Annotated in this window: 33 protein-coding genes and 1 pseudogene; 24 read left to right on the forward strand and 10 right to left on the reverse strand. The window is 47.3% G+C overall.

Going from position 1 to position 22,461, the window contains the following annotated elements; translation table 11 throughout:
* Nucleotides 1–143: 143 nt before the first annotated feature.
* Nucleotides 144–1,010: a DMT family transporter gene (locus ACFO4L_RS01110; protein WP_377907798.1), complete on the reverse strand. Its 867-nt coding sequence runs from the start codon at nt 1,008–1,010 to the stop codon at nt 144–146.
* A 306-nt stretch (nt 1,011–1,316) separates the two neighbouring features.
* Between ACFO4L_RS01110 and ACFO4L_RS01115 the strand changes: the two genes are divergently transcribed.
* Genes ACFO4L_RS01115 through ACFO4L_RS01130 form a run of 4 tightly spaced genes read left to right on the forward strand, consistent with a single transcriptional unit; the run spans nt 1,317 to nt 3,574 of the window.
* Complete coding sequence (locus ACFO4L_RS01115) at nt 1,317–1,895, forward strand: TetR/AcrR family transcriptional regulator (protein ID WP_377907799.1); 579 nt, start codon at nt 1,317–1,319, stop codon at nt 1,893–1,895.
* 48 nt (nt 1,896–1,943) lie between these two features.
* Nucleotides 1,944–2,516: a hypothetical protein gene (locus tag ACFO4L_RS01120; protein ID WP_377907800.1), complete on the forward strand. Its 573-nt coding sequence runs from the start codon at nt 1,944–1,946 to the stop codon at nt 2,514–2,516.
* Entirely contained in the window at nt 2,482–3,102 is a 621-nt protein-coding gene (locus ACFO4L_RS01125; protein WP_377907801.1) for a GNAT family N-acetyltransferase, read from the forward strand. The genes ACFO4L_RS01120 and ACFO4L_RS01125 overlap by 35 nt, the downstream gene beginning before the upstream one ends.
* Before the next feature lie 40 nt (nt 3,103–3,142).
* On the forward strand, nt 3,143–3,574 hold the full coding sequence (locus tag ACFO4L_RS01130; RefSeq protein WP_377907802.1) for a hypothetical protein: 432 nt from the start codon (nt 3,143–3,145) through the stop codon (nt 3,572–3,574).
* A 151-nt stretch (nt 3,575–3,725) separates the two neighbouring features.
* Here ACFO4L_RS01130 and ACFO4L_RS01135 read toward each other — a convergent pair whose 3' ends face one another.
* Both ACFO4L_RS01135 and ACFO4L_RS01140 read right to left on the reverse strand, forming a co-directional pair.
* Nucleotides 3,726–3,911, reverse strand: coding sequence for a hypothetical protein (locus ACFO4L_RS01135; protein WP_377907803.1), 186 nt, complete (start codon nt 3,909–3,911; stop codon nt 3,726–3,728).
* A 262-nt stretch (nt 3,912–4,173) separates the two neighbouring features.
* Nucleotides 4,174–4,629 (reverse strand): hypothetical protein, encoded by a 456-nt coding sequence (locus tag ACFO4L_RS01140; RefSeq protein ID WP_377907804.1) that lies wholly within the window; start codon nt 4,627–4,629, stop codon nt 4,174–4,176.
* 111 nt (nt 4,630–4,740) lie between these two features.
* On the opposite strand from ACFO4L_RS01140, the gene ACFO4L_RS01145 reads away from it, so the two are divergent.
* From ACFO4L_RS01145 to ACFO4L_RS01155, 3 genes and pseudogenes are all read left to right on the forward strand, one after another.
* On the forward strand, nt 4,741–5,229 hold the full coding sequence (locus ACFO4L_RS01145) for a DinB family protein (RefSeq protein ID WP_377907805.1): 489 nt from the start codon (nt 4,741–4,743) through the stop codon (nt 5,227–5,229).
* A 279-nt stretch (nt 5,230–5,508) separates the two neighbouring features.
* Nucleotides 5,509–6,051, forward strand: a pseudogene (locus tag ACFO4L_RS01150) (protoglobin domain-containing protein); the annotation flags it as partial.
* A gap of 264 nt (nt 6,052–6,315) precedes the next feature.
* Nucleotides 6,316–6,822, forward strand: a complete 507-nt coding sequence (locus ACFO4L_RS01155; protein WP_377908547.1) for a methyl-accepting chemotaxis protein — start codon at nt 6,316–6,318, stop codon at nt 6,820–6,822.
* Nucleotides 6,823–6,874: 52 nt separating this feature from the next.
* Here the strand turns inward: ACFO4L_RS01155 and ACFO4L_RS01160 are convergent, their stop codons facing one another.
* Entirely contained in the window at nt 6,875–7,087 is a 213-nt protein-coding gene (locus ACFO4L_RS01160) for a helix-hairpin-helix domain-containing protein (RefSeq protein ID WP_377907806.1), read from the reverse strand.
* 1 nt (nt 7,088) lies between these two features.
* On the reverse strand, nt 7,089–7,544 hold the full coding sequence (locus ACFO4L_RS01165) for an SRPBCC family protein (protein WP_377907807.1): 456 nt from the start codon (nt 7,542–7,544) through the stop codon (nt 7,089–7,091).
* Nucleotides 7,545–7,726: 182 nt separating this feature from the next.
* Between ACFO4L_RS01165 and ACFO4L_RS01170 the strand changes: the two genes are divergently transcribed.
* The 5 genes from ACFO4L_RS01170 (at nt 7,727) to ACFO4L_RS01190 (ending at nt 9,970) form a co-directional block, all read left to right on the forward strand.
* A complete protein-coding gene (locus ACFO4L_RS01170) occupies nt 7,727–7,975 on the forward strand; it encodes a hypothetical protein (RefSeq protein ID WP_377907808.1) in 249 nt (82 codons plus the stop codon).
* A gap of 178 nt (nt 7,976–8,153) precedes the next feature.
* Complete coding sequence (locus tag ACFO4L_RS01175) at nt 8,154–8,630, forward strand: DinB family protein (RefSeq protein ID WP_377907809.1); 477 nt, start codon at nt 8,154–8,156, stop codon at nt 8,628–8,630.
* Nucleotides 8,631–8,685: 55 nt separating this feature from the next.
* Nucleotides 8,686–8,943, forward strand: coding sequence for a hypothetical protein (locus ACFO4L_RS01180; protein ID WP_377907810.1), 258 nt, complete (start codon nt 8,686–8,688; stop codon nt 8,941–8,943).
* 255 nt (nt 8,944–9,198) lie between these two features.
* Complete coding sequence (locus ACFO4L_RS01185) at nt 9,199–9,660, forward strand: hypothetical protein (protein WP_377907811.1); 462 nt, start codon at nt 9,199–9,201, stop codon at nt 9,658–9,660.
* A 55-nt stretch (nt 9,661–9,715) separates the two neighbouring features.
* The gene (locus ACFO4L_RS01190) at nt 9,716–9,970 is read left to right on the forward strand and encodes a DUF4190 domain-containing protein (RefSeq protein WP_377907812.1); all 255 of its coding nucleotides are present in this window, start codon (nt 9,716–9,718) and stop codon (nt 9,968–9,970) included.
* A gap of 124 nt (nt 9,971–10,094) precedes the next feature.
* On the opposite strand, the gene ACFO4L_RS01195 is transcribed toward ACFO4L_RS01190, so the two are convergent.
* The gene (locus tag ACFO4L_RS01195; RefSeq protein WP_377907813.1) at nt 10,095–10,970 is read right to left on the reverse strand and encodes a GNAT family N-acetyltransferase; all 876 of its coding nucleotides are present in this window, start codon (nt 10,968–10,970) and stop codon (nt 10,095–10,097) included.
* A 544-nt stretch (nt 10,971–11,514) separates the two neighbouring features.
* On the opposite strand from ACFO4L_RS01195, the gene ACFO4L_RS01200 reads away from it, so the two are divergent.
* The 5 genes from ACFO4L_RS01200 (at nt 11,515) to ACFO4L_RS01220 (ending at nt 14,239) form a co-directional block, all read left to right on the forward strand.
* Complete coding sequence (locus ACFO4L_RS01200; RefSeq protein ID WP_377907814.1) at nt 11,515–11,685, forward strand: hypothetical protein; 171 nt, start codon at nt 11,515–11,517, stop codon at nt 11,683–11,685.
* Nucleotides 11,682–11,981, forward strand: a complete 300-nt coding sequence (locus tag ACFO4L_RS01205; protein WP_377907815.1) for a TIGR04104 family putative zinc finger protein — start codon at nt 11,682–11,684, stop codon at nt 11,979–11,981. Before ACFO4L_RS01200 ends, ACFO4L_RS01205 begins: the two co-directional genes overlap by 4 nt.
* A 14-nt stretch (nt 11,982–11,995) precedes the next feature.
* Nucleotides 11,996–12,664 carry an HAD family hydrolase gene (locus tag ACFO4L_RS01210; RefSeq protein WP_377907816.1) on the forward strand — a complete coding sequence of 223 codons (669 nt, stop codon included), beginning with the start codon at nt 11,996–11,998 and terminating at the stop codon, nt 12,662–12,664.
* Nucleotides 12,665–13,066: 402 nt separating this feature from the next.
* A complete protein-coding gene (locus ACFO4L_RS01215; protein WP_377907817.1) occupies nt 13,067–13,519 on the forward strand; it encodes an NUDIX hydrolase in 453 nt (150 codons plus the stop codon).
* A 207-nt stretch (nt 13,520–13,726) separates the two neighbouring features.
* The gene (locus ACFO4L_RS01220) at nt 13,727–14,239 is read left to right on the forward strand and encodes a hypothetical protein (RefSeq protein ID WP_377907818.1); all 513 of its coding nucleotides are present in this window, start codon (nt 13,727–13,729) and stop codon (nt 14,237–14,239) included.
* Here ACFO4L_RS01220 and ACFO4L_RS01225 read toward each other — a convergent pair.
* The gene (locus ACFO4L_RS01225) at nt 14,200–14,694 is read right to left on the reverse strand and encodes a VOC family protein (protein ID WP_377907820.1); all 495 of its coding nucleotides are present in this window, start codon (nt 14,692–14,694) and stop codon (nt 14,200–14,202) included. The genes ACFO4L_RS01220 and ACFO4L_RS01225 overlap by 40 nt on opposite strands.
* A gap of 382 nt (nt 14,695–15,076) precedes the next feature.
* On the opposite strand from ACFO4L_RS01225, the gene ACFO4L_RS01230 reads away from it, so the two are divergent.
* The gene (locus ACFO4L_RS01230) at nt 15,077–16,477 is read left to right on the forward strand and encodes an N-acetylmuramoyl-L-alanine amidase (RefSeq protein ID WP_377907822.1); all 1,401 of its coding nucleotides are present in this window, start codon (nt 15,077–15,079) and stop codon (nt 16,475–16,477) included.
* An 80-nt stretch (nt 16,478–16,557) separates the two neighbouring features.
* On the opposite strand, the gene ACFO4L_RS01235 is transcribed toward ACFO4L_RS01230, so the two are convergent.
* Nucleotides 16,558–16,995 carry a hypothetical protein gene (locus ACFO4L_RS01235; RefSeq protein ID WP_377907823.1) on the reverse strand — a complete coding sequence of 146 codons (438 nt, stop codon included), beginning with the start codon at nt 16,993–16,995 and terminating at the stop codon, nt 16,558–16,560.
* Nucleotides 16,996–17,368: 373 nt separating this feature from the next.
* On the opposite strand from ACFO4L_RS01235, the gene ACFO4L_RS01240 reads away from it, so the two are divergent.
* From ACFO4L_RS01240 to ACFO4L_RS01260, 5 genes are all read left to right on the forward strand, one after another.
* Nucleotides 17,369–17,914 (forward strand): RNA polymerase sigma factor, encoded by a 546-nt coding sequence (locus ACFO4L_RS01240; RefSeq protein ID WP_377907825.1) that lies wholly within the window; start codon nt 17,369–17,371, stop codon nt 17,912–17,914.
* Nucleotides 17,911–18,570, forward strand: coding sequence for a hypothetical protein (locus ACFO4L_RS01245; RefSeq protein WP_377907826.1), 660 nt, complete (start codon nt 17,911–17,913; stop codon nt 18,568–18,570). The genes ACFO4L_RS01240 and ACFO4L_RS01245 overlap by 4 nt, the downstream gene beginning before the upstream one ends.
* 62 nt (nt 18,571–18,632) lie before the next feature.
* Nucleotides 18,633–19,415 (forward strand): class I SAM-dependent methyltransferase, encoded by a 783-nt coding sequence (locus ACFO4L_RS01250; protein ID WP_377907827.1) that lies wholly within the window; start codon nt 18,633–18,635, stop codon nt 19,413–19,415.
* Nucleotides 19,412–19,888, forward strand: a complete 477-nt coding sequence (locus ACFO4L_RS01255) for a GNAT family N-acetyltransferase (RefSeq protein ID WP_377907828.1) — start codon at nt 19,412–19,414, stop codon at nt 19,886–19,888. The genes ACFO4L_RS01250 and ACFO4L_RS01255 overlap by 4 nt, the downstream gene beginning before the upstream one ends.
* Nucleotides 19,885–20,361 (forward strand): hypothetical protein, encoded by a 477-nt coding sequence (locus ACFO4L_RS01260; protein WP_377907829.1) that lies wholly within the window; start codon nt 19,885–19,887, stop codon nt 20,359–20,361. The genes ACFO4L_RS01255 and ACFO4L_RS01260 overlap by 4 nt, the downstream gene beginning before the upstream one ends.
* A gap of 118 nt (nt 20,362–20,479) precedes the next feature.
* Here ACFO4L_RS01260 and ACFO4L_RS01265 read toward each other — a convergent pair whose 3' ends face one another.
* Nucleotides 20,480–20,614 carry a hypothetical protein gene (locus ACFO4L_RS01265; protein ID WP_377907831.1) on the reverse strand — a complete coding sequence of 45 codons (135 nt, stop codon included), beginning with the start codon at nt 20,612–20,614 and terminating at the stop codon, nt 20,480–20,482.
* Between the two features lie 36 nt (nt 20,615–20,650).
* Here ACFO4L_RS01265 and ACFO4L_RS01270 point away from each other — a divergent pair, with 36 nt between their 5' ends.
* Complete coding sequence (locus tag ACFO4L_RS01270; protein ID WP_377907832.1) at nt 20,651–20,782, forward strand: hypothetical protein; 132 nt, start codon at nt 20,651–20,653, stop codon at nt 20,780–20,782.
* A 605-nt stretch (nt 20,783–21,387) separates the two neighbouring features.
* Here ACFO4L_RS01270 and ACFO4L_RS01275 read toward each other — a convergent pair.
* Nucleotides 21,388–22,254, reverse strand: a complete 867-nt coding sequence (locus tag ACFO4L_RS01275) for a DMT family transporter (protein WP_377907833.1) — start codon at nt 22,252–22,254, stop codon at nt 21,388–21,390.
* Nucleotides 22,255–22,461: the final 207 nt, after the last annotated feature.

A 22,461-nucleotide genomic window follows, 5' to 3' on the forward strand; every position in this document is an offset into this window, starting at 1 on the left:
ATAAGCGGTTGAGCTTGGCTGTTAAAAACGGGGGAGCGGCCGAGTGGAACAGGGGAGGACTTATAGAGCTGTTTGCGAGACATAATCAGGGAGTATGTAAGCCCCCTGCCGACGTCGACAGGGGGTGGTTGCTTTATACGCGGCTAGGACTGCCTTCTGCTTAACACGGTAACGGTTCCGAGAATGACAGCCATACCGGTTAATTGAATCACGGACAAATAATCACCGAGTAAAAGCACGCCGAAGAGGGAGGCAGTGACAGGTTCGACCATGGCGACCATCGCCGCAGTAGAAGGCGTCGTGAGCCGGATGCCAAACAAATAAAAGATAAACGAAACGCCTGCTCCGACTATACCAAGAAGCACAAACCAGCCGATGTCTCCGGACGTCAGCACTGCTGCAACCTGCTCTTTATCGGCGATCATGAACAGAACAACACAAAAAACGAAAAACGCAATGGAAAGCGTTGTCTGCGGATTGCCAAACGGCGACGCATTTTTAAAGCCAAAAATAAACAGGGTATAGGAAAGTCCGGCAGCAAGTCCGGTGACGATGCCGAGTGTACTCGTTTCCAGCGCCCCCGGGTTATAGGCGCCGGTTATCAGCACGATCCCGCAGAGAACAAAAAAGATGCAGCCCCATTTAAACAGTGTGGACCGCTCGAAGCCGATCACAAACGAGATGAGCAGCACAAACACGGGAGCGGTGTACATGAGCGTTGCCGCAACGGCGACCGTGGACGCCTGGATGCTCAGGAAGTAGAAGCTGAAGTTGCCCGCGACGCCGATGCCGGCTAGCACGGACCATATGTAAAAACGCGGTGTGGCCGCTTTCTTTGGCGAAGCACTTGCGAAAAACCAGACGATGAAAAAGACGAGTCCTATCGCACCGCGGTAGAAGGAAATCACGATTGGATCCCAGCCCCGGTCCATTAAAATATTCCCGATTCCACCGCTCAACCCCCAGCCGACAGCCGCCATCATAATAAACAACACACCTGCAAAACGCATGTAACCCCTCCACCACTCGTTCTCTTGCTCGATGGCCCACCTGAAGAAGCGGCAGGATGCAGCCTTAGGGTGGATTCCTTTTTATGCCAATAACTAAACCACATTCTAGCAGGAAGAGGCTGATAATGAAAGAAAAATCGATATAAAAACAGCTTCCACTCAGTAAACTCCTTTCAGGCGTGTTTCAGGCCGGATAATGACGGAATTTCGCGCATCAGCAAAATTGCTAACAGCATGCTTTATAAAACTGATTGACCGGTCGGACGGTTATTTATATACTAAGCGTAACGAATAAGGGGGGCTTTGATGCGCGACGATCTACGGATGGTAAAAGGAAGTGAAACGAAGCGACGTCTTTTAGAGACCGCGATGGCGATCGTGGCAGCGGAAGGGCTGCAGGGGGTGAGCGCCAAGAAGGTCGCGGATGCATCCGTTATCAGTAAAAGCAGCGTGTTTCACCACTTTCGATCGGTTGATGAACTGCTGCAGGAGCTGCTGCTCATGATTACAAGAAACCTGTCAAAGGAATTAGCACAGCCGCATACCAGCGCAGAAGAGTACCTGTACGCAATAGGGGCAGAAATCTTTCAATCGTCCAATGAGGAAGCACTAGCCTACACGACGCTGCTCCACTATGTGAACGCGGCTCTGTACACACCTGAATACCGCGACGTGCTGCTTCAATCCAATGAGGAAATGATTGACGCGATGACGAACCAGCTTAGTCTCTTCAGTCAAAAGCCGGAGAGGCAGCTGAAGCAAGTGGCAGAAATGATTGTCGTGACGCTTGATGGCTACGGTATTCACTATTTGCTCGAACCGGATCGGACGGATTGGCGGGAAATCTGGTCGCTGCACGTGAAGGGCTGGCTCCAGCTGCTGTAAACGGTTCGGATAAAAAAAGACCGTTCGATCGGTCGGAAGAGGTGCGACGTGATTCGGATCCCGGCTTTTTTTCATGAGATTTTCGGGGAGGTTCAGTCCAGGAAGGCACTGTTCGTGGTCATGCTGTTTACAGGAACAATCGTGCTTCTGGCAGGCATTTTTGGCTATGGAACGTGGAGCGAGCTGACCCTCGTGAAACAGCTCGTGCTCTTTGTGCTCATCATCGATATTGCCGGCGGTGTCGTGGCGAATGTCACCCCGGGAACCAACCGCTTTTACGAGGCATCGACCAGACGCCGCTGGGTGTTTATTGCGATTCACGTGCAGCCAATCATCCTTGCCTGGGCGCTAGAACTGCCGCTCATGATCGGCATTGGCATCTGGGCGTTTACGACAGCGAGCGCTGTGCTGTTGAACGTAGTGCGCGGGCAGCAGGAACAGCCGCTTGTGGCGTTTGCACTCGCAGGCATTGGCTTTGTGCTGATTGCATTCAGCGGAATCGCTCCGTTAGCAGCGGGAATCTTTCTGCTGTACGTGTGCAAAGTGCTGATCAGTTTTTCCATTTCATTTACGAAGGAGGCATCTTATGAAACACGAGCCAGTCGTTCAGTTATTAGCTGAAGCATTTCGAGAGGATCCCTTTTTTAGGCTGATGTTTAATGACGAGGAATGGGAGACAAAGGCGACCGCGATGATTGCGTTTTTGATCAGGCGAAACGAGCTGCTGGACGGTGTGCTGCTGACGGATGATGAGGCGGCTCCTAGCTTTGCTGCTATTGTGGAAAAGCCGGCACCTTTAAGGCGGATTTCATTAGTGAATCGCCTCAGGCTGCTTGTTGAAATGATGAAGCTGGGTCTTCGTTTACCTGGGCGAATCCTACCGATTGCACAGCAGTATGAGCGCATTCAAAAGCAGCACCTGCCAACCGAACCTCATTACTATATCACGATGATCGGCGTCGCCGCATCGGTCAGAGGCAAGGGAGTCGGAAAGCGTGTGCTGCAGGCGGTGGACGAATTAGCAGCATCCGGCCCATATCCTGTCGCACTCGATACGGAGAACGAACAGAACGTGGAAATCTACAGACGGCTTGGCTTTACGTTGACCGGCTCTGAGAAGCTCGGCGATGTGACGATGTACTGCATGACGAAGCCGCCAGAGAAGATGAGAAATGAACGTAACGGCATCAGGCGGGGAAACAAATAAATGCTTTAGGTGTATCGAATAATACGAAGGAGGACTGAACGTGGATACTCATACATTTTCCATCCTCATTCAGGCGGATAAGAGAGAGATTTGGAACGTCTTGTGGGAGGATACGTCGTTTCGGGATTGGGCGAACTTGATTGATGAGGGCACATACATGAAGGGAAAGCTCGAAGAAAACGGGGAGGTCGAATTCATTTCCGCTGTCAACGGCTACGGAGTGACAAGCCTTGTCGAAGAGCTGCGCCCGCATGAGTATGTGCGTTTTCATCATCAGGCGGACACGCAGGATAGCGGCTCAGACGTGAGGGCAGATGAATGGACTGGGGGAACGGAGAGCTACTTGCTGGAAGAGAGTAAGGAGGGAGTAACACTAAGTATGACGCTGACGATTCCCGCGCATCAACTTCCCCTCTTTTCCGATAGGGTTCCGAAGGCGCTGACCCGAATTAAAGAACTGGCAGAAGCGTAAATATCGTTTCGGAATCGAATCACAAAGAAAGAGAAGCACAGCGATGATAGAATGAAGCGTCTCATAATGCTTCTAATCGTAGCGAACATATATGAATGGAAGATCAACAACTAAACGCTTCTTGAATAATCAAGAAGCGTTTCAGAGGAAGTTATTGTTGATGAACGGTGTTTTCCTTTCGAAGGGCCAGCATATTTTTTATGATCCCGTAAATGCCGACCAGAATCATCGCGATGTGCCAGAAGCCGAACGGCAGTCTCAGGACGAAGGAAAAAAATAAAAGTGTCGCAAGTACGATCAAGGCAATCCAAAGTATGTTTTTCACGTACAGGTGCATATAAAACCCCTCCTTAGCTGGTTGATTTCGACCCGGGCAGACGGTGTTTTACTGCGGTAATCAAGAAAGCTGTAAAAGCCGTGATGGAACTAAGCAGCAGCGCGTAAAACAGCTGCTGCTGAATGGCAGCCTGCATGGGAACCCCGCTTAGCCCGGCCGCGCCCAAATAACGTGCCGCTATAAAACAAATCGGGATCCATATAATAAGTGAGAAAAGAAACGTACGTTTTACGACACAGGTCTTGTAATACTCTCCTGTATGCTATGGAATATCGTCAGTTTTACGCTCCAGGAGAGGAATGCCCTGCCAGTACTTGAGCTGAAAGGTGAGGTCATCTGCTTTCGTCAGCACTTCCTGATCAGAAGACAGGCCGAAGCCGTTATTCTCCGGATAGCCGTAAACGTAACAGGTCACTTCGTTTTCATCCATAAAGACGACCTGGTTCATGCCTTCGCTGACAGTTGCTGAAATAGATCTCCATTCGTAGCCGACGGTTTCATAGATGGTTTCGACCGGTGTATAAGGCTCAAAAAAATACACCCTGTCCCATTCAAAAGCTGTAACCGTCGAAAGATCCGCTTCGGTTTGATCCAAAGCCTGGATCGACTCCCTCAACGATAAATAATGCCGGTCCCAAATCTGAACAGAAAGGGAATATGTTAGATAGATCAGCGTGAGCAGTAATACTATGAGAGCGGAGCTACTTCGCAACTTCATTCACGTTCCCTCTTTGCAAAATGGCATGTAATAAGCAAATTTTATCATATAATTACGTGCTAGAATAAGAGAATCAAAAGATGACAAATTGTTATGTAGGAGGCACTCTTTGTGAAAAAACAGGCTGTGATTCACCACTATGAGGAAACGATACAATTTGTACGCAGTCTTGAACCGATGTCTGAGCAATACTGGCGTACGCCAATTGCGGCTGGTAAATGGACGATAGCAGAAATTGTTGCTCATTTTATTCCGTGGGATGTATTTGTCCAATCAAAGCGGCTCCCGTATTTTCATAGCTCTGAGCCATTACCCCCTGGCCCACAAGCGGCGCAAGTAAATCATGAGGCGGCTGATTGGGCCAGGATCACCCCTGTTTCGTCTATTGTGAACGAGTTTGTTGAAGGAAGAGACAAGCTGATTGCGAGTATCGACTCCATTTCAGAAGCGGACTGGCAAACGCCTTTTCAAATAGGCGAAACAAACTTGACGATTGCCCGTTATTTCGAAAACTTGGCAGCACATGACCGCCATCATATGGTACAAATTACTGACTTGCTCGACTCTCTGGATGATACAACAAGCGATTCTTCCATATGATCAGCTTTTGGCGGGGGATAGGTTGAAAGCTAAGGTCACTCATAGTCTTTAGAAACGTAGTGATAAGGTCTTTATGGAACGCATGCTAAATGCTTGAAACGGTCTCCTGGTTGGAGGTCGTTTTTTCTGTCCAGGTGTACCAACCAATCGAATTAATGAGATGCCCTGTGTCTGGTGATGTATTATTTTATTATACAACCAATATACATTACATAAACAAGAGAAACTGCCGATAAAAAGGTCATAGCCAATTTCAGCACGTTCATCAGGAGGAGAGACATGAATTTATTCGCTTTTACGAAACGATCGCAGCAAGCTGTATTTGAACCAGGTCTGGCCTATGAGAAAGGCAGCTCGTTTCAGCTGTCGGAAAAGGTGCTGGAGCAGCGGCTTTTTTACATGAACGTCACGACCGAAAAACTTGCCGTGCTGCAGGAAGTGAAGCCGTACGTGCTAAGCATAAAAGATGAATTTCTGGATACAGTGCTCGATCACGTGTACAGCATCGAGCCGCTGCGCCAGATTGCGGAAACCCATTCCACCAGGCAAAAGCTCAAGGACGTATTCGCTATGTATCTAGCAACGTTGTTTGAAGGTTCGATTGATGACAAATACGTGCAGCTACGGAAGCGGGTCGGCTCCACGCACAAAGGAGTGGAGCTTCCGGTCGCCTGGTTTCTCGCCACGTATCAGGCGTTCAACAGCCTGCTCATCCCAAAGCTCGTGCAGCTGTTCGTACATGATCCGCAAAAGCTTTCTGACGTGCTCGTTTCTGTTACTGACGTGATGAACTTTGACGCGCAGCTCGTTGTGGAAACGTATTTAAACAGCAAGATGGAGGAAATTACACTGCTTTACGAGGAGCAGCAGGATCTGCAGCAGGAGCTTAGCGGACTCAGTCAGGACCTTGCCGCGATGGTCGATCAAAACGAAGCCTCACTAAGGGCAACGGCCACACGTGCGGAAAAAATGGGGGCAGATACGCTGTCGACGATGGATCGGAATAAGAGCGTACTTCAGCTTGCGGGAACGAGCGAAGAGCACATCGAAAAAATGACGGTTTCCTTCGCTGTTTTGCGTGAACAGATGACGCAGGGCGCGAGCCGGATCGAGGAAATGAAGCGGATTTCGTCGAGTATTTCAGACATGACCAGGCAAATTGAAAGCATTGCCGAACAGACGAACCTGCTGGCGCTGAACGCCTCCATCGAAGCTGCCCGGGCAGGGGAGGCAGGGAAAGGTTTTGCGGTTGTTGCAGATGAAGTCCGCAAGCTCGCTGAAAACTCAAAATCGATCACGTCCTCGATCATGGCACTTGCGTCAGAGAGCAGTGAGAATACCGATCAGCTTGTTGCCTCACTGGAGACGATGGGCCAGGCAACCGTTGCATCAGACGAGAGTATGACAAATGCCCGTTCGAGCTTTTCGAGCGTAAAGCTCGAGATGGAAAGCTACAGCAGCATGTTCCAGACGAATAAAGATGAAATGGACTTAATCGTGCAGTCCGTCAGGGAACTCGCCGACTCCACAACCAACCTCTCACACATGTCGAATCAGCTGCTCCAAAAAGGGCAGAAGGTTTCGATACTGTAACGAAAAAAACGTCGCAATCAGCGGCGTTTTTTCAGTCTGGCAGGAATCTTTTTTATCCTTGCTGTTTAAAGGAGTACCCTTCTTCCGCAAGTAGTTTTTTCATCGTCGGAATCGACGCCGGCCCCACCCCGTGTAAGGCTAGAATCTCTTTTTCAGAATAAGCAGCGAGCGTCTCCAGTGAGGTAATGTTTTCATGCAGGAGGGCGCTTCTTGCCGGACCGCTCAGTTTCATGAGAAAAGCCTGTTTGTCATTGGCATTTGTCACGTTAATCACCACCTTTTGATTCTGCCACTAGCTTTACTCGTTGGGTAAACGCTTTGACAGTTTTATCACTCGCAAACAAAAGCATCCATCTCAATATCGGGTTTGTAGGCCGATTCGTCACGGTATACCGGAAAATAGTAGACGACGCTGTATGCCGAATCAATATATACTCGGCTGTAATATCAAACATATTCGCAAGAGTAAAGCTGACGCGAAGCTGCTTTTGACCCGGCAGATCACAGTACGCAATTGTTTCAACCTCATACGTTTCCGTTCGTCTGCCTTCCTGATACGTCTGCCGGTAAACGCTTCCGACTTTTTCATCTGTGATGGTGACCGGCTCATTTGCTTCGACCTGCGGCATTATTTTTTGCGTATGAGCAAGCGTGCCGTCAAATAACGTCCATACCTGCTCAATCGGAGCGAGGATGTGTACCGTACTCGACCATTGCGTCAATACAATCATCTCCTTCTCAGTAAGCTACTGGTATTCTTTAGTATAGCTTACATGAGGAATGGAATGAATTGTTTCCAGTCTCCAGAAAAAACTTGCGCTATTCGGTGAGAGAAAAGCAAAAATGTAATGGAAGGGTGCTCGTCGCGTAAAATCGGGTATAAGGAGGTAAGGAGGGAAGATGCATGTTTTATTACGGTTTGAAGGAACTGTCGCTCATGATGCTGTACTGGTCGAATCCGCGTAAGGGAGTGGCCAAAATCGAAGCGCAGGACAGCTGGGGCTATCCGTTTCTCGAGGAACAGCAAAAGCCGACGGAAGAAGAGTTAATCCGACGCAGACATCAATCCAGTCCCATTGCTCACTCAAAGGATGACATCAAGAGGGCCGAGGCATTGTACGATAAATACTTGCGCATGAGTAAACGACCGTAAAACGGAACGGAGTCTGAGGAAGGCTCCGTTCCGTTTTATTATGCTTCTATACGTCGACAGCTAGAGCATCACGAGATACGGAATTGCATCCACTCGTGAAATAGAAGATAATGTAAATGATTGGGCGCAATATGTTCAGAAACAGAGATTGTGATTGGAAACAGGGGGGGCGACTGATATGCAGCAATTGTTCAGCTACAATTGGCAGGTGCGGGAAGAGTGGTTCGCGTGGTGTGAAGAGCTGTCTTCTAATGATTTTTTTCTCCTCCGTAACGGTGGTCAGCGAAGCTTTTACCGGACCTTTCTGCATCTGCTCGACGTAGAAAAGAGCTGGGTGCTGGCAATCGAAGGGAAGCCGGACGAACCGATTACCGCTGACGACGCTTCCACATTAGCAGAGCTGAAGGATCTTTCCGCACGTCAGCAAAAAGAATTGAACCGCTTCTTTACGGACGTAACGAAGGAAACGTTAACCCAGATCGTTTCGCCTGTTTGGACGCAGCATTCCTATTCGGTTAACGTGATTCTTCAGCACCTTATCGCGCATGAGATTCACCATGTCGGTCAGCTGTCCGTCTGGGCGAGAGAATTGAATCGGCAGCCTGTGTCAGCTGATTTGATTGATCGAAAGCTGCCTGACCACTCCAGGTTTTAACGATCGTGCAACAGGCTAAGAGAAAAAGAGACTATACGATATAGGAGGAAGCCGGATGTCAGGTGAACGAACGTATAATGTCAAGGCGATAATCGGATTTTGCTTCTCGCTGATCGCGTTGTTTATCCCGATCTTTGGTGTGCCGATCGGCATTGGAGGCATTACACTGACCAGAATCGCGATAGCTGAAATCGATCAGACCCATCAACAGGGAGTCGGGCTTGCAAAAACAGGTTTTTTCCTCGGTATTGCTGCCGTGATTGTACATACTGGTCTCCTCATTGCCGGCCTCATGTCGATCTGGACACTATAATTCACGATTACGTCATAGGGAAGTATTGCAAGAGTTAGTTATAAAACCGGCGGAATTTCTAATGCTAGATCTGATTTTTAGAGGCTGGAGTATGGATAAGTAACTGGTTGATATGAATAGAGGCAGAAGCAACTACCTCAGAGTGAAATGACGTAATATACGTCCATCAGCGGAGGTCAACCAAGATTATCTGTGGCTCTTTTAAGAGAGAATATTCGATATCGATCATTCTTGGAAGAAAGGTGATACATCATTATGCTAGTTTTTTGGAATCCAATTCGAGATCACAAAATGAGTATCTCCTTTACTCATCGTGATGGCGAATATGATGCTATGCAATTGCACTCTGTAGAACGACCAGGGAACCTCCGTATTATTTTAGAAGATAATCATTTTTCTTACCTTTATGAATACGAAGAGTCTCAACTTTTTCCCTCTGATGAAGTTTATACGGTTGTTCGAACTCCTGAACACATGCGAACTGGTCTGATGGAGGGTTATTTTGAAATCCTTGAAGAAGAAGGGATAACAGATAAATTCTGGCCCTTTTTTAAGGTGAAACATTCTTCATTGTTGACTTGGACTAGAAATGCCGTGGATATACACATGCCAAAAGAGAAAAAGCCAAATCATCATGTGTACATTACAGTAGATGAAGTCATTGAAGTAATTGCAGATAGAGACCCAAAAGTGACAATTCAAAAAATCGATAAATAAATAGTATCTTCAATTGGTTAAAACTGTCGGCTATTTTCAACTGGAGGTGCTTCATATGACAGGTGCTGCCTATAATGTGAAAGCGATCATCGGATTTATCGTTTCCTTGCTTGCCGTATTCGTTCCGGTGTTCGGAATTGTTCTCGCTATTATCGGAATCGTGCTTTGCAAAATGGCACCGAAAGAAATCGTTCTCTCCGGCGAAGAAGGCTCCGCTCTCGCTAAGGCAGGCTTCATATTAGGCATTATCGCAATCGTGCTGCAGCTGTTTTTTCTTATCGTAGGTGTAGCAGCCTTTTTAGCAGTGTAAGCCGCACGAATCAGTCATGTCCGATGAAAATGTTGTGGTCATGCAGTGGAGAAATAGGTGACGATGACCTGCATCGCATAAGCAAACGGAGTCTGTTGAACAGGCTCCTTTTTTTGACGCGCTTTTATTTGGATAGCGTATAACTGGTCAGCTCGTATTTTAACGTAAACCCCAAAGAACGGACTAAATGATTAGCTGGTTTGTTATCAGAAGCGGTGCAGAGTTCAATTGTACGTATATCAGGATGGTGAAAGTGATGGGTCAAAGCCGAGCGGAGGAGGCGTTCCCCATAGCCGCAATGCCGGTAATCATGGTGGACGGCAATATATTCAATGGTTCCTTCACCATGCATCGGATTGGTTTCAGTGTACACATAACCTGTAACCGAATCATTATAGTCGCTTACAACGAATAGTGAATTGTTTTGGTTTATGCGCTTCAAAATGGTTTCACCATCAAAATAGGTTTGAGGAAAGATTTGATTATGAAACGCGACAAAGCTTTCGTGTAAATGGTCGGTGATTGACTGAGAATTTAACGAAGCAGAAGGCGTCGGCTGTTCCGTTCGCCTAAGTAAATAAACGTGTTGAGTGCTGTCTGGCAAACCGTGATTAAACTCGATAAATGTTTTTGCGAATAAGTTCTTATTGTTGACAAAGAATGAAAAACTCGTGATAGAACTAAACTCTCCCAGCAAGCGGTCCCATAGAAGCTGAGCCATATTTAAGTCGTGATCCATACAAAACGGTCCCCATACATCTGCTTCTGAAAAATCCTCGTCTATATCAAAACCTAGAGCGGCCACGATTACCCCATCTTGATAAGCTACATAAAATGATTCAAGTGCAGGAGAATTGGAGAATTCATCCTGTAATGCATCGGTTATTTCAAACTTGTCTTCACCGCAATAGCCAATATGAGATAAATCCGAGCTATTTTGAGTGGAGAGAAACGCAGCTAATTCAGTTAGTGAGGTCGGTTTTTTTATAGTTAATGTCACGGAGTACAACCCCTTTAAAATGTAATGTCGCCTTCTAAATTTTACCACTTAATTGGTTATCGTCCAAATTTATGAAGTTGTTATAATGATACAAGACTGCTAACTTAACGAAACTATTTCTAATCTGTTTCCTTGTACGATTTGAACAACGTTTACAACTGGTTCGCATGCTGAAATACGATGAACTTTTACAAACTGAAACGAACCCTTCCGCTGATCCGTAGCTCTATTAAGCACGGTGACTATCATGAAAGACAGGTGAGACGTATGTTTCTATTAATACTCATTGGGGTTCTCTGTCTGATCGATGCTGGTGGAGCGGTTTTTGCTTCACGTCGGACGAACACCATCTATGTCTCCGTCGTTGTCTTATTGCTCGCTGTTTATCTCACTGATAGGCTTGTTACACCTCTTCTTCCGGAATGGCTGCTTTGGTTTCTGGCAATCGGTATATTGTTGCCTGCATTTCATCGGGCCTATCAAAAGTTGAAAGGGAATTTATGATACAATTAGATAATAATACCATTATAAGGAGGGTGATCCAATGAGCAAAAATCGCGCTCTGGCACTAGGCTTGATGGCTTTATCCGGGCCGATTTTATTAGCTGGCGGGCTTCAAAACCAGCTGCTTCCATACTTGTACCCACTGGGTGCCCTTCTTTTTTGTGCAGGTGGAAGCTGGTTATTTCTACAGGAGTGGAGGAAAGAAACATGAAGCCCAGCAGATGCCCCTGCTGCAGCGAGTCATTTAGCTACAGCCAGCTTATCAAATTACAATTTAGCAGACGCTGTCCGGCTTGCCGGAGGAAGCTCTTTTTAACGAGAGAGAGTCAGTTTAAAAGCAGCATCCCGCCCGTGTTGATGCTCTGTATTCCAGCATTCCTTATGCTCATTATTTCTCCGGTTTCTATTACGTTTTACCTCCTTACGGGAGCAGCGATGACCGTGCTGATTGTTGCCGTACAGCCGTGGACGCTTGAATTTACGGATAAAGAAGAAGCGTTATTTTAGAGAGGATGGGTCTTATGACCGCAATAAAAGCAATTCTATTTGATTTGGACGATACGCTGCTGAGCCGAAAAGAGGCGCTGCACCGATTCTTTTTATTGGTGGTGGAGAAAGGATATGTGGAGCCGGCAGAGGAGGATGCTATGTGGCAGGCGTTTCAAGAGGAAGATGCAAAATGGCACGGTCATGCAGATAAAACAGACGTGCTGCGTATCTTTTTTGAGCGCTATCCGCCAGGTGATTATTTTGACGATCAGGAGTATCAGCAGTTTTGGAACGATTACTTCCCGTCCTGCTATGCCGTGACTGATGAAGTGGTGGATATGCTCGATACGCTGAAGCAGCAGGTGCACACAGGGATTGTGACCAACGGCGTAACGAAACGCCAGCAGGCAAAGCTGTCTGTTTCCAAGCTGGAGCGCCTCGTGGATGAAGTCGTCATTTCCGAAGAAGCTGGCGTGGAAAAGCCGGATGCACGTATTTTTCAGCTGGCCCTTTCCCGGTTAAATGTGCAGCCGCACGAAGCTGTTTTTGTCGGCGATGATCTGAAGAAAGACATTGCCGGAAGTCAAAGCGCCGGAATGCGGGCGGTTTGGTACAACCCTGAACGACTCAACAACGATACGGCGATTAATCCGGATAATGAAGTGCAGACTTGGAACGAGCTGCTGAGAAAGATGACGTGAAGACTAGAAGAGGAAAAGGCAGATGAACAGTCTATTGGCATGATTTTTCGGTTGATAATAGAGCTAGCGACAGAAAAAGCCATCCCGAAACAAGGCCAGTTGGACAGGCATTTTATAACGACCCTAAAATTTGTCGTGCCCCTTTTCGTCAAAGGCAGCGAGATTCATCTTGGCGGGCAATGCCTGACAGGACAAAAAAAGAACAAGCTTACGTTATTGATAGATACCCATGTTTTTAGATAACCAGCAATTATAAAATGGAAGAATAAGAAACAAAAAGCCTTTATCAATAATTATCAGATCAGCAAGTTGTTTGCCTTTGATTTTGTGGAAGGAAACATGAAGTGTCCGAAAGGAGCGCCTATTTTGACAACAACAACCGTCAATTGGGGAGGATCTGCGGTGCAGTTAACATGGACGGCTTCTTCCTCGATACCTCAAGATAAAACGATTACGAGCGCACACGGGTTTTGCTTTCAGCATGATGAACTTTTACTCGTGAAGCTTCAGCACCGCGGGTGGGATTTTCCGGGTGGCCATTTGGAACAGGAAGAAACACCAGAAGCATGCGTAAAAAGGGAAGTGGTGGAGGAAGGGTACGTGAAAGGAAACCTGCGGCTGATTGGTTTTGTGACAGTAGATCATACACATAATCCAAACTGGCAGGAGAACGGACGCTACCCGAAAATTGGCTGTCAGCTGTTTTATCGAATGGATATCACGGAGCGGATGCCTTTCAGAGGATTGCATGAATCCGAAGACAGAATGTTTATTGAACCTGCTCAGATTGACGCCTATTATCATAGCTGGAATCCCGTCTATCAGGCTATTCTGGAGGAGGCGCTCTCAAACTAAGAAACGAATGATGACGAGAAGAACAACGACGATACCAAGTCCGCCCAGGCCATAAGCGTACTGCTTTCTTTCAGGAGGATTGCCATCAGCATCTTGCTCATGAAAAGGCAGTGCCAGCATGACAAACCAAAGCGTGAGTCACACAAGAAATACCAGGATCACTAAAATGATGGATTGCATAGAACCTTCCTTTCAATATCACATCAGGTGGAGTCCGATAATGAAGAAACAATTGCCATTTCCCTTCTGTTACTCGCAGGATGCGGCTCGGCACAAGTAGCAACAGACGAAGCAGATCTGCATAACCTTAATGCACCAGATGTTGCAGCAGAGCCGCAAATCGACTATGAGCAGGATCCACTGGAAGTTATTCATACTGGATGGTACGAAGCGGCTCTTTTTGCAGAAGAAGGCGGAGGTCTTGAGGACGTACCTGCCAAGCTCACTTATATTGGAGAAGAAGCGGAACGTGAAATTGAGCACGCCTCCAGCATGCCGCTCTATTTTTCATTTGAACAAACAGACGGTGAATTTTGGGAGAATCAAGAGCGCACGACTCAAGTAGAGCAGCTGATATTCGAACAGGGAGAGCCTGTTACAGTTGAACTTCTTCCAGCTTCTAAGGGGGAGAAGATGCCAGCCGGCGAATACGTAATCCTGGCCCATTCCTCTATCACCAATCACTCGTTTACGTTGTCATTTACAGCCTCTCTGGAATAAAGCTGCTTCATATCGCGTTCGTAAAACTCGACGATGTTTCCGTCAGGATCCTTTACGTACAACCGCTGTTCATCCTCCTGAAACCACTTATAGTCAATCTCCTCCGATTGCAGCAAGGCGACTGTTGCCGGGAATGCTGCTCGATTGAGCTTAAACGCAACGTGAACATGTACGCCACCTTCGTCATACAGCCCCTTCCATGTGGAGACAGGCTCTTCTTTTTCTTTCAGCTCAGCCGAAGAAAATGGGCGCTTTAGCCATAACCCAAGCCTTGTGACTCCGCCAACATAGAGCCAGGTTGCATGCACTCGTCCTTCTTTGGAAAACTGGCCCTCATCCATTCCCCATTGCTCGACAACTGGAAATCCAAGCTGACGGGACCAAAAGTGAACAGCCCGATCCATAGAGGCAACCTCAAGCACGAGCTCCGAGATGCCTTCTGTTTTAATCTTCATTCACAAACACCGCCTTTTTGATGATCAATCTGCTGTAGAAATGTGACGAATATAATTAACTTATTTAGTTTAACGTGAATGTTAGGTATTGATTTGTAGATTATTCCATTTTAGTATGCGACTATATTTTACCATAAGCCTCCCAATATGATTGCATAGGCTGTTTTGATATTATTCCACAATTGCTTAAGAAAGGACTTTTGTCTTCAGTCTGATAGCGATTGAGTACGCATCTCAAGGTATTTTGAGCTGGTTACTGTGTTTTACTAAAGCATGATCAGTGTGCAGCGCTATGCTCTTTGCCTCATCAATCGGATAAAGCACCTATGTTACATTGACTTCAGCAGTTCAGCTGTTAGTACATACATAGGAGTGGTGAATGGTGACAGCAAGACAATGTTTAAGCTGGTTTCTCATCATCGTGCTGCTGGTGACCTCGCTTGGGACACCTGCTTCTGCAGGAGAATCACTGCCAGACACGGATGCAGAGGAAGTTCAGCGTTTGTATGACGAAGATATCGTGACGACCTTTGACGATGGCACATTTCGTCCGGATCATCACGTGACGCGGGCCGAGGCAGCCGTGATGCTGACACGTGCCCTTGAATTCTCCACAGAGAACACCTGGACGTCGTTTTCGGATGTGGAGAGCGATCATTATGCAGCAGGGCATATTCATGCGGTTGTGGATCGCGGATTAATGACCGGCTATCAGGACGACACGTTTCAGCCGGAAAGCCCGATGCTTAGAGGCGAAACGGCTGCAGCACTATACCGGCAGTTTCAATTTGACGGCACAGACTACGTATCGTTTTCGGATATAGAAGGGCATCACTACAGCTCGTATATCACAAGCCTGAGCGGCAGCGGGATCATTGGAGAGCAGCCTGATTCTACATACCGGCCGGACGAGTCTGTTACCCGGCTTGATTTTGCTAACATGCTGGCAAGATCGCTCTATTCCGAGTACCGCGTTGACAAAGAGGACGGTACTGACGAACCGGAGCAGCCTGAGCCTGAAACGGAAGCAATCGGCTACGGGGAGGTTGTGAACAGCCCGACGTTAAACGTTCGTCCCGATCCTTCCACGGACCAGGAGCCGATTGGATCTCTCGCAGAAGGCGATGAAGTGGAAGTACTGGACCGGACCGGCAACTGGGCAGAGATCCGCACAGACGCCTACGAAGGCTATGTGTCACAGAGCTATTTGATTGTAGATTATTATAATCATGAGAGCTCATTATACGGGAAAACGATCGCAGTGGACCCTGGACACGGCGGCGAAGACCCAGGCGCGGAAGCAAATGGCGTGGTAGAGAAGGAAGTGGTGCTTGACGTCGGACTCCGTTTGGAAGAGGAGCTTCGTCTGGCTGGGGCAAATGTGATTATGACCAGACGTTCGGACTGGTTCCCGTCCTTGGAGGAGCGCGTTCAGGAGGCTAACCAGGCAGGTGCTGATATTTTCGTAAGTATCCACACGAATGCAGCGGCAGCAACAGAAGCGAGCGGGACCGAAACGTTTTATAACGAAACGAACAGTCCGGGACAAAGCGCCGATCTCGCCGGGGAGCTGCAGGAAAAAACAGTTGAGAAACTCAATACCGTAGACCGCGGTATACATGATCGTAATTTTTATGTTGTCCGTGAAACGACAATGCCAAGCGCTTTGGCAGAGCTTGCATTTAAAACGAATGCGGAAGAAGCGGAATACATGAAAACGGATCAGTTTCGTGAAGATTCCTCTGAAGCCTTATTTGAAGGCATTGAGGCCTTCTTTCATTAATAGGTTAGCCCGTCAGACAATCTGGCGGGCTTTTCTTTATGAGCTATATATGCGGAAAGTACATGCACAGCGCTCACGCATTACGCTAGTTTGTCAGTGATCCAGCTTTCTGGGTCCCTATTTGCAAGTACCTCCACAAAACCATCTTCTGTCGCAATGATGTGATGTTTAACAGTTTCGAAACGTGCTTGAGGAATCTCCTGCAGTGACCAGGTAAGCAGAAATGAGCGGCTCGCCTTAAAAAGAGGAAAATGTTCAATGTGCTGATGAATGACGCTAATCAGCTCGAAGCGATGTTCTTTCCTTGTTTCCAGAATGGCAAATACCTCTGTACAAGGACGATCTTCATTCGCAACGTAATGGAAATGGTAATAAAATCGATTGTCTTCAAACTTAAGATAGAGCCCGTTCTCTTCCTTACGCTTTACCAGACTAAGCGCTTCAAATGGAGCGTAGCGGGAAAATGAAAATTCATGATTGGGAAACAGAGGCCAGGCTTCCAGTTCATTAAAAGACACCGGTTTGCCTCCTTATATCATTTCTAATGAAGAGCGGAGCGTATAAAGAAAAACGGCACCGCTGCCACAGAAAAGAATAACACTCGCAGTTTTAATACTGGTCATCCATTCTTTGACACCGATCAATAGCAGAAACAAGCTTAATGAGAGACCTAACGTGAGGGCTGTTATTAGAGAAGGATCCAAAACGATTATCCCTAGTCCAGAAATGAGAGTAGCTACGGCAGAGACAAAGATAAGGTAATGCAGCATATGTAGAAACCTCCTGACATGAATATGGATATAGTTTACCATAAAAAGTAAACAAAGGTTTGTAACCGAAAGCGTTGCTATTTCGTCTAAGCTCTGATTCCATTTGCAGGAGGTGAACGATATGAGCTATGAAAGAGAGTTAATCGCTGAATGGTACGAGGCCCACAGTCGTGCCGTCATGCATTATGTGCTCGTCATGGTAAAAGATGTTCAACAGGCGGAGGATTTAACGCATGATGTATTCATCAAGGCTTACCGCCATGCAGGCTCTTTTCGTGGTGATGCACAGGTCAAAACGTGGCTGTTTCAAATTGCCCACCGTACTGCACTTGATTTTCTAAGGAAAAAAAGACCGCTTCAATTATTTGATACATATATAAGCAAGAAGCAGGACCCGGAACGACTACCGGCTGATGTACTTACGCAAAAAGAGGAGACTGAGACACTCTATCGAGCAATTACCTCATTAAAGTCATCTTACCGCTCTGTCATTACCTTGCGAAAAATAAAGCAATTTACAACGAAAGAAACCGCAGCGATTCTAGGTTGGACAGAAAGTAAAGTGAAGGTTCAGCTGCATCGTGCTATGCCGGAGCTGGAGCGAAGGATGATCAAGGAACAGAATAAACAAGTTTCTACTGAATGGGAAGGGAGGGAAAGTAAATGAAAAAAACAGAGGATCTATTAGAAGAAGCTGAACGAGAGTTTAACTGGTCTGATCAGGAAAAGCATGCGTTATGGAGGAATATTGACCAGACACTCCATAAAAACCCGACTCGTCGAAAAGGTGGTTCATTCACCAATGTATTCAGCGCTGTTTGTTTTACAGGAATAATTGCTGCGGGTGCTGGCTTATTCATGATGAGCGAAGGTGATTCTCCAGCCGGTCATGGAAACATGGAGCCTGCTCAACCAGAGCCGCAGCTAGCCGTTCCATCTGACGATATCGATACCGGTGAAACAGTATCGATGTACGAAATTCCGCAAGAAAATTCTGATGAATGGGAAATTAACTTTCCAACGGTTCTTCCAGACAACGTCGTTCATGAACCTCAAATAACTCTCTATAAAACGGATCACGAAGAATTGGCAGTCAGTTACGCTTATCGAGATAGAAGCGGATTTTTTCAGTTTAACCAGAAAGATAGAGAGCATGCGGAGATTGATAAAGACATGAGGCCGTTAGAATCGGTAGACGACTTTGAATTATACGAGAAGATGGACGGAACAATTCTTGTTTTGTCCGATACGCATGCGTATACCCTGAATTTACCCGCGCATGACGGGGATTTAAAGAGAGTAGTAGAGTCCATTGAGGAGTAAGCGGCTTAAACGTCAGGATAAAATGGTATAATAAGTAAAATGTGCTAAGGGGAGGATTTCAAATGCATAAACCGCTTTACGATCAAATCGGCCGCAGCTACGACATGACGAGGCGCGCCGATCCGCGTATAGCAAAACGAATCAGGGAGCTGCTGGACGTTCGCGACAGTGCTCGTGTTATGGATGCCGCATGCGGGACGGGGAACTATACGCAGGCGTTAGCGAATACAGGCTTACAGATGACGGGCGTTGACGTATCGGGAACGATGCTCGATCAGGCAAAGGAAAAATTTCCGGAGCTGACGTGGGAACAAGCGGATCTGAGCAGCATGCCATTTCGTTCAGCGCAGTTCGACGGTGCGGTCTGCGTCCTGTCGATTCATCATCTGCCAGATTTGAATGCCGCATTTCGTACCGTGCACCGTGTCATGAAAGAAGGCAGGTTCGTCATCTTTACGTCATCACCGGAGCAAATGCAGACCTACTGGTTATATGATTACTTTCCAGAAATGATGAAACGTTCAGCCGAGCAGATGCAATCGGTGGAAGAAGTGAAAAGCGCGCTTGTGGAAGCAGGCTTTGCTGACGTAAAGCAGGAGCCTTATTTTATTGATGATGATCTCGAAGACTTCTTTTTATACAGCGGCAAGCACGAACCGGAAATGTACCTCGATCCAACAGTGCGAAGCGGCATCTCAAGCTTTGCTTCTCTTGCAGATGAAGCAGAAGTGAAAAGCGGCGTGGAAAAACTCCAGGGCGATATAGCCTCCGGTGAGATCGAAAACGTGATGAAACGATACGCGTCTGAAGCTGGCGACTATGTCTACATAACGGCCGTTACATGATCGTTCAGCGTGCTGAAAAAGCATACGCAGCGGCTGTGACAGCCTTGCTGAACAGGGTAACGAAGCGGCTGCTTACGATGAATATGATGCAGTGGGACTACCCGTGGGATGAAGCAGCAGTAATCGCGCAAATCGACAGAGGAGAACGCTATATCCTTATTTCCGGAGAGCACGTGATCGGCACCTTTGCCATGAAGCAAATCAATGAACCGATGGCGTTTCCAGTGGCTCCAGGTAGCAGCTACCTTTTTGAGCTTGCTGTCGAACCGGTTTATCAAGGTCAAAAGATTGGCCAAAAGCTGCTGGAAGAAGCGAAGCTCAGAACTGCCGGCACGTTGTATCTGGACTGCTGGGCAGGGAATGAAAAGCTGCGTGACTATTACACAGAAGCTGGTTGGAAAGAGGCAGGTGTTTATCCGGTGAATGATTACGAGATTTGTGTGTTTCAAACCAAGGGAGGGAAAGGCGATTGAACGTTGTTGAAACGCTCCTAATGCTGAAGGGAAAACAGCTGCGTGGCTTACGCTCGCAGCAAACGGTCATGTATCCGTCCGGCGATTTTTTAGAATTGAACACGATGCCAACGCTGCTCCACTGGCAGGAGGGAGATGAAGGAGAGCAGGGCTTTATCCGCCTGGACTGTACAGAAAATGATAACTACAACAACGTTTTTACAGTGCGTAATCAGGAACACCCTTACCCGCTGTCATTTGATATAGAGGACGGACTGTACATAAACGTTTCCGGCTCTGTACTCGCAATTAACGAGACGATTAAAGACGTCAAGCTGTTTACGTTTGATCATGTACCGGACTCGGTTTCTGGAGTTGCGCTGTACACCGAAAAAGGCGTCTTGTTTATCGCGGCCACCATGTTTTTCATGGAATGTACGTTTGCAGAAAAACTCGTCGCAAGAGATACAGGGCTGAAAGAAGTAGCGTTATAAGAAAGGAGTGCGGGTATGTGGATAGTAACAGGTTTTGTCCTGGCATTGGGAACAACAATGGTACTCATCGTTACGCAAGAAAGAATAAGAAAGAGGGGGCGGTAGCATCGTTTTACCTTCAGGAAATCATAGCGAAGGCGAAAAGCTGATACATAAATGGATCGGCCGTAAGGCGTTTAAAGATCGTCATCCGGTTTTTAATGCCGTCGATATGTTGATCGGGATCGTCTACGCAGGATTTCCAGTCTTTCATTATTTGAACCCGAACGTCTTCCAAGCCCCAGTAGCTATGTGGACATTGATACTATCGAGCTTTTTTGCCGCAAGAATCATTGAAGCTGTCCAGGATGAAAACAACCTGCAGCGAAACGTGTTTGCTGGCTTTTTTGCGCTCGTGCTCGTCGGTGCGCTCTGCTTTTGAATCATTGGGCTCTAGTGAATAAAACGATAGAAAACGCTCCGGACAACAAGGTCCGGAGCGTTTTTCAAAGTGTCGATAAAGTGTTTTTAAGTGAATAATCTTACACCTGCTTTTGTCTGTGCATACTCGCTTTACTGAGGGAAAAGCCTCGGCTTTCGCCTCGTTCTGATCCTCCTGGAGTCGAGGTTTTTCGATGTCTACAGCTGGCAGTTCGGTTCAAATGCCTGGATCTGATTGGCACGAGCTTATAAGATTCAGATGGAGCGTATCGTTATGTGATGTTTCGAAGTTGAATAGGCAGCCCAGTACGTCATGAAATTCACCATTAGAGCAAAAAAGCAGTCGCGTCTGCCTGTCGCGACGTTGTTTTCCAACAAGCAGAGCCGTTTCCTCAATGTGTCCGGCGGGGACGCCTGTGGAATAAGCGCAGTCTAAAGATCCTTTCTCAGGGGTCACCCTGAGAAATAGCTGAAGACAAGCCCACGGCAAGCTTCCGCCGGTAAGCAGAGAGGAAATACAACCAAACGAATAGACATGTAAATTGAAAGACTTTTTCAATATCCTGGAAAACGCTCCGGACGTCTAGGTCCGGAGCGCTTTTTGTCTTATGCTTGTTTCACACTTAAAATCGTAACGGTGATGAGAATGACGCCCATGCCGACTGCCTGAATCAGTGTCAGGACATCGCCGAGCAGGAGCAGACCGAAAAGCGTTGCGGTAACTGGCTCGACCATCGCAACCATCGATGCGGTAGAAGGTGCCGTTTTGCGGATTCCGTATAAATAAAAGATAAACGATACACCTGCTCCGACCGTACCAAGCAGGATAAACCAGCCGATATCAGCGGACGTCCAGACGGCTAAAAGCTGCCCGGGGTCTGCCAGGAGAAACAGCGCAATACAAAACGCTGAGAAGGCGACCGCGAGAATTGTTTCCGGATTGCCAAGCTTGGAAGCACGCTTAAACCCGAAGATGAATAATGTATAGGCCATACCTGCGCCTAAACCTGTGATTACACCCAGCGCACTGACCGCGACGTCATCCGGATTATAAGCGCCCGTCAACAGCACAATTCCGGCGACGACGCTTGCCACACAGCTCCATTTAAAGATCGTCGATTTTTCAATTCTAAGCACAAAGGAAATGAGCAGCACAAACACCGGCGCCGTGTACATGAGCGTCGCGGCAACGGGCACGCTGGACGCCTCGATGCTCGTATAGTAAAGCGTAAAGTTACCGGCTACACCAAGCCCGGCAAGCACCGCCCATAAGTAAAATCGGCCGGATCGTTCGCTCTTGGAAGACGAACTGACGCCAAGCCATATGAGAAAGAAGACGAGTCCGATCGCGCCCCGGTAAAAGGAAATGACGATCGGATCCCAGCCGCGCTCCATTAAAATATCTCCAATTCCGCCGCTGAGACCCCAGCCGATGGCGGCAAGTATCACGAAAAGAATGCCTGTACCTCTCATTCTTTCACCCCTCTGCATGTTACATCGTTCTTACAGGTCACGATCGACCCGGACTGGTAAAGGATACCTTTTTACCGTGCGAAATAAACCTAAATGACAAAATCGTTTTCGGTCATTGGATGACAATTTCTTCTGGCGATGGTATCCGGATGTGCTGTTTCATACGTGAAATCCCTCAAATATAAACGATTAATCCCCCTATGTCCG

It is taken from the genome of Bacillus daqingensis (genome assembly GCF_042654445.1).
Taxonomy (GTDB): Bacteria; Bacillota; Bacilli; order Bacillales; family Salisediminibacteriaceae; genus Alkalicoccus; species Alkalicoccus luteus.

Excerpts from the sequence above, each read along its gene's own strand:
- ACFO4L_RS01110 (WP_377907798.1), bottom strand. The coding sequence starts at position 1,010 with ATGCGTTTTGCAGGTGTGTTGTTTATTATGATGGCGGCTGTCGGCTGG.
- ACFO4L_RS01115 (WP_377907799.1), top strand. The coding sequence starts at position 1,317 with ATGCGCGACGATCTACGGATGGTAAAAGGAAGTGAAACGAAGCGACGT.
- ACFO4L_RS01125 (WP_377907801.1), top strand. The coding sequence starts at position 2,482 with ATGAAACACGAGCCAGTCGTTCAGTTATTAGCTGAAGCATTTCGAGAG.
- ACFO4L_RS01135 (WP_377907803.1), bottom strand. The coding sequence starts at position 3,911 with ATGCACCTGTACGTGAAAAACATACTTTGGATTGCCTTGATCGTACTT.
- ACFO4L_RS01140 (WP_377907804.1), bottom strand. The coding sequence starts at position 4,629 with ATGAAGTTGCGAAGTAGCTCCGCTCTCATAGTATTACTGCTCACGCTG.
- ACFO4L_RS01155 (WP_377908547.1), top strand. The coding sequence starts at position 6,316 with ATGACGCAGGGCGCGAGCCGGATCGAGGAAATGAAGCGGATTTCGTCG.
- ACFO4L_RS01170 (WP_377907808.1), top strand. The coding sequence starts at position 7,727 with ATGTTTTATTACGGTTTGAAGGAACTGTCGCTCATGATGCTGTACTGG.
- ACFO4L_RS01175 (WP_377907809.1), top strand. The coding sequence starts at position 8,154 with ATGCAGCAATTGTTCAGCTACAATTGGCAGGTGCGGGAAGAGTGGTTC.
- ACFO4L_RS01180 (WP_377907810.1), top strand. The coding sequence starts at position 8,686 with ATGTCAGGTGAACGAACGTATAATGTCAAGGCGATAATCGGATTTTGC.
- ACFO4L_RS01185 (WP_377907811.1), top strand. The coding sequence starts at position 9,199 with ATGCTAGTTTTTTGGAATCCAATTCGAGATCACAAAATGAGTATCTCC.
- ACFO4L_RS01190 (WP_377907812.1), top strand. The coding sequence starts at position 9,716 with ATGACAGGTGCTGCCTATAATGTGAAAGCGATCATCGGATTTATCGTT.
- ACFO4L_RS01200 (WP_377907814.1), top strand. The coding sequence starts at position 11,515 with ATGAGCAAAAATCGCGCTCTGGCACTAGGCTTGATGGCTTTATCCGGG.
- ACFO4L_RS01205 (WP_377907815.1), top strand. The coding sequence starts at position 11,682 with ATGAAGCCCAGCAGATGCCCCTGCTGCAGCGAGTCATTTAGCTACAGC.
- ACFO4L_RS01210 (WP_377907816.1), top strand. The coding sequence starts at position 11,996 with ATGACCGCAATAAAAGCAATTCTATTTGATTTGGACGATACGCTGCTG.
- ACFO4L_RS01225 (WP_377907820.1), bottom strand. The coding sequence starts at position 14,694 with ATGAAGATTAAAACAGAAGGCATCTCGGAGCTCGTGCTTGAGGTTGCC.
- ACFO4L_RS01240 (WP_377907825.1), top strand. The coding sequence starts at position 17,369 with ATGAGCTATGAAAGAGAGTTAATCGCTGAATGGTACGAGGCCCACAGT.
- ACFO4L_RS01245 (WP_377907826.1), top strand. The coding sequence starts at position 17,911 with ATGAAAAAAACAGAGGATCTATTAGAAGAAGCTGAACGAGAGTTTAAC.
- ACFO4L_RS01250 (WP_377907827.1), top strand. The coding sequence starts at position 18,633 with ATGCATAAACCGCTTTACGATCAAATCGGCCGCAGCTACGACATGACG.
- ACFO4L_RS01255 (WP_377907828.1), top strand. The coding sequence starts at position 19,412 with ATGATCGTTCAGCGTGCTGAAAAAGCATACGCAGCGGCTGTGACAGCC.
- ACFO4L_RS01265 (WP_377907831.1), bottom strand. The coding sequence starts at position 20,614 with ATGAAAGACTGGAAATCCTGCGTAGACGATCCCGATCAACATATCGAC.
- ACFO4L_RS01270 (WP_377907832.1), top strand. The coding sequence starts at position 20,651 with ATGTGGACATTGATACTATCGAGCTTTTTTGCCGCAAGAATCATTGAA.
- ACFO4L_RS01275 (WP_377907833.1), bottom strand. The coding sequence starts at position 22,254 with ATGAGAGGTACAGGCATTCTTTTCGTGATACTTGCCGCCATCGGCTGG.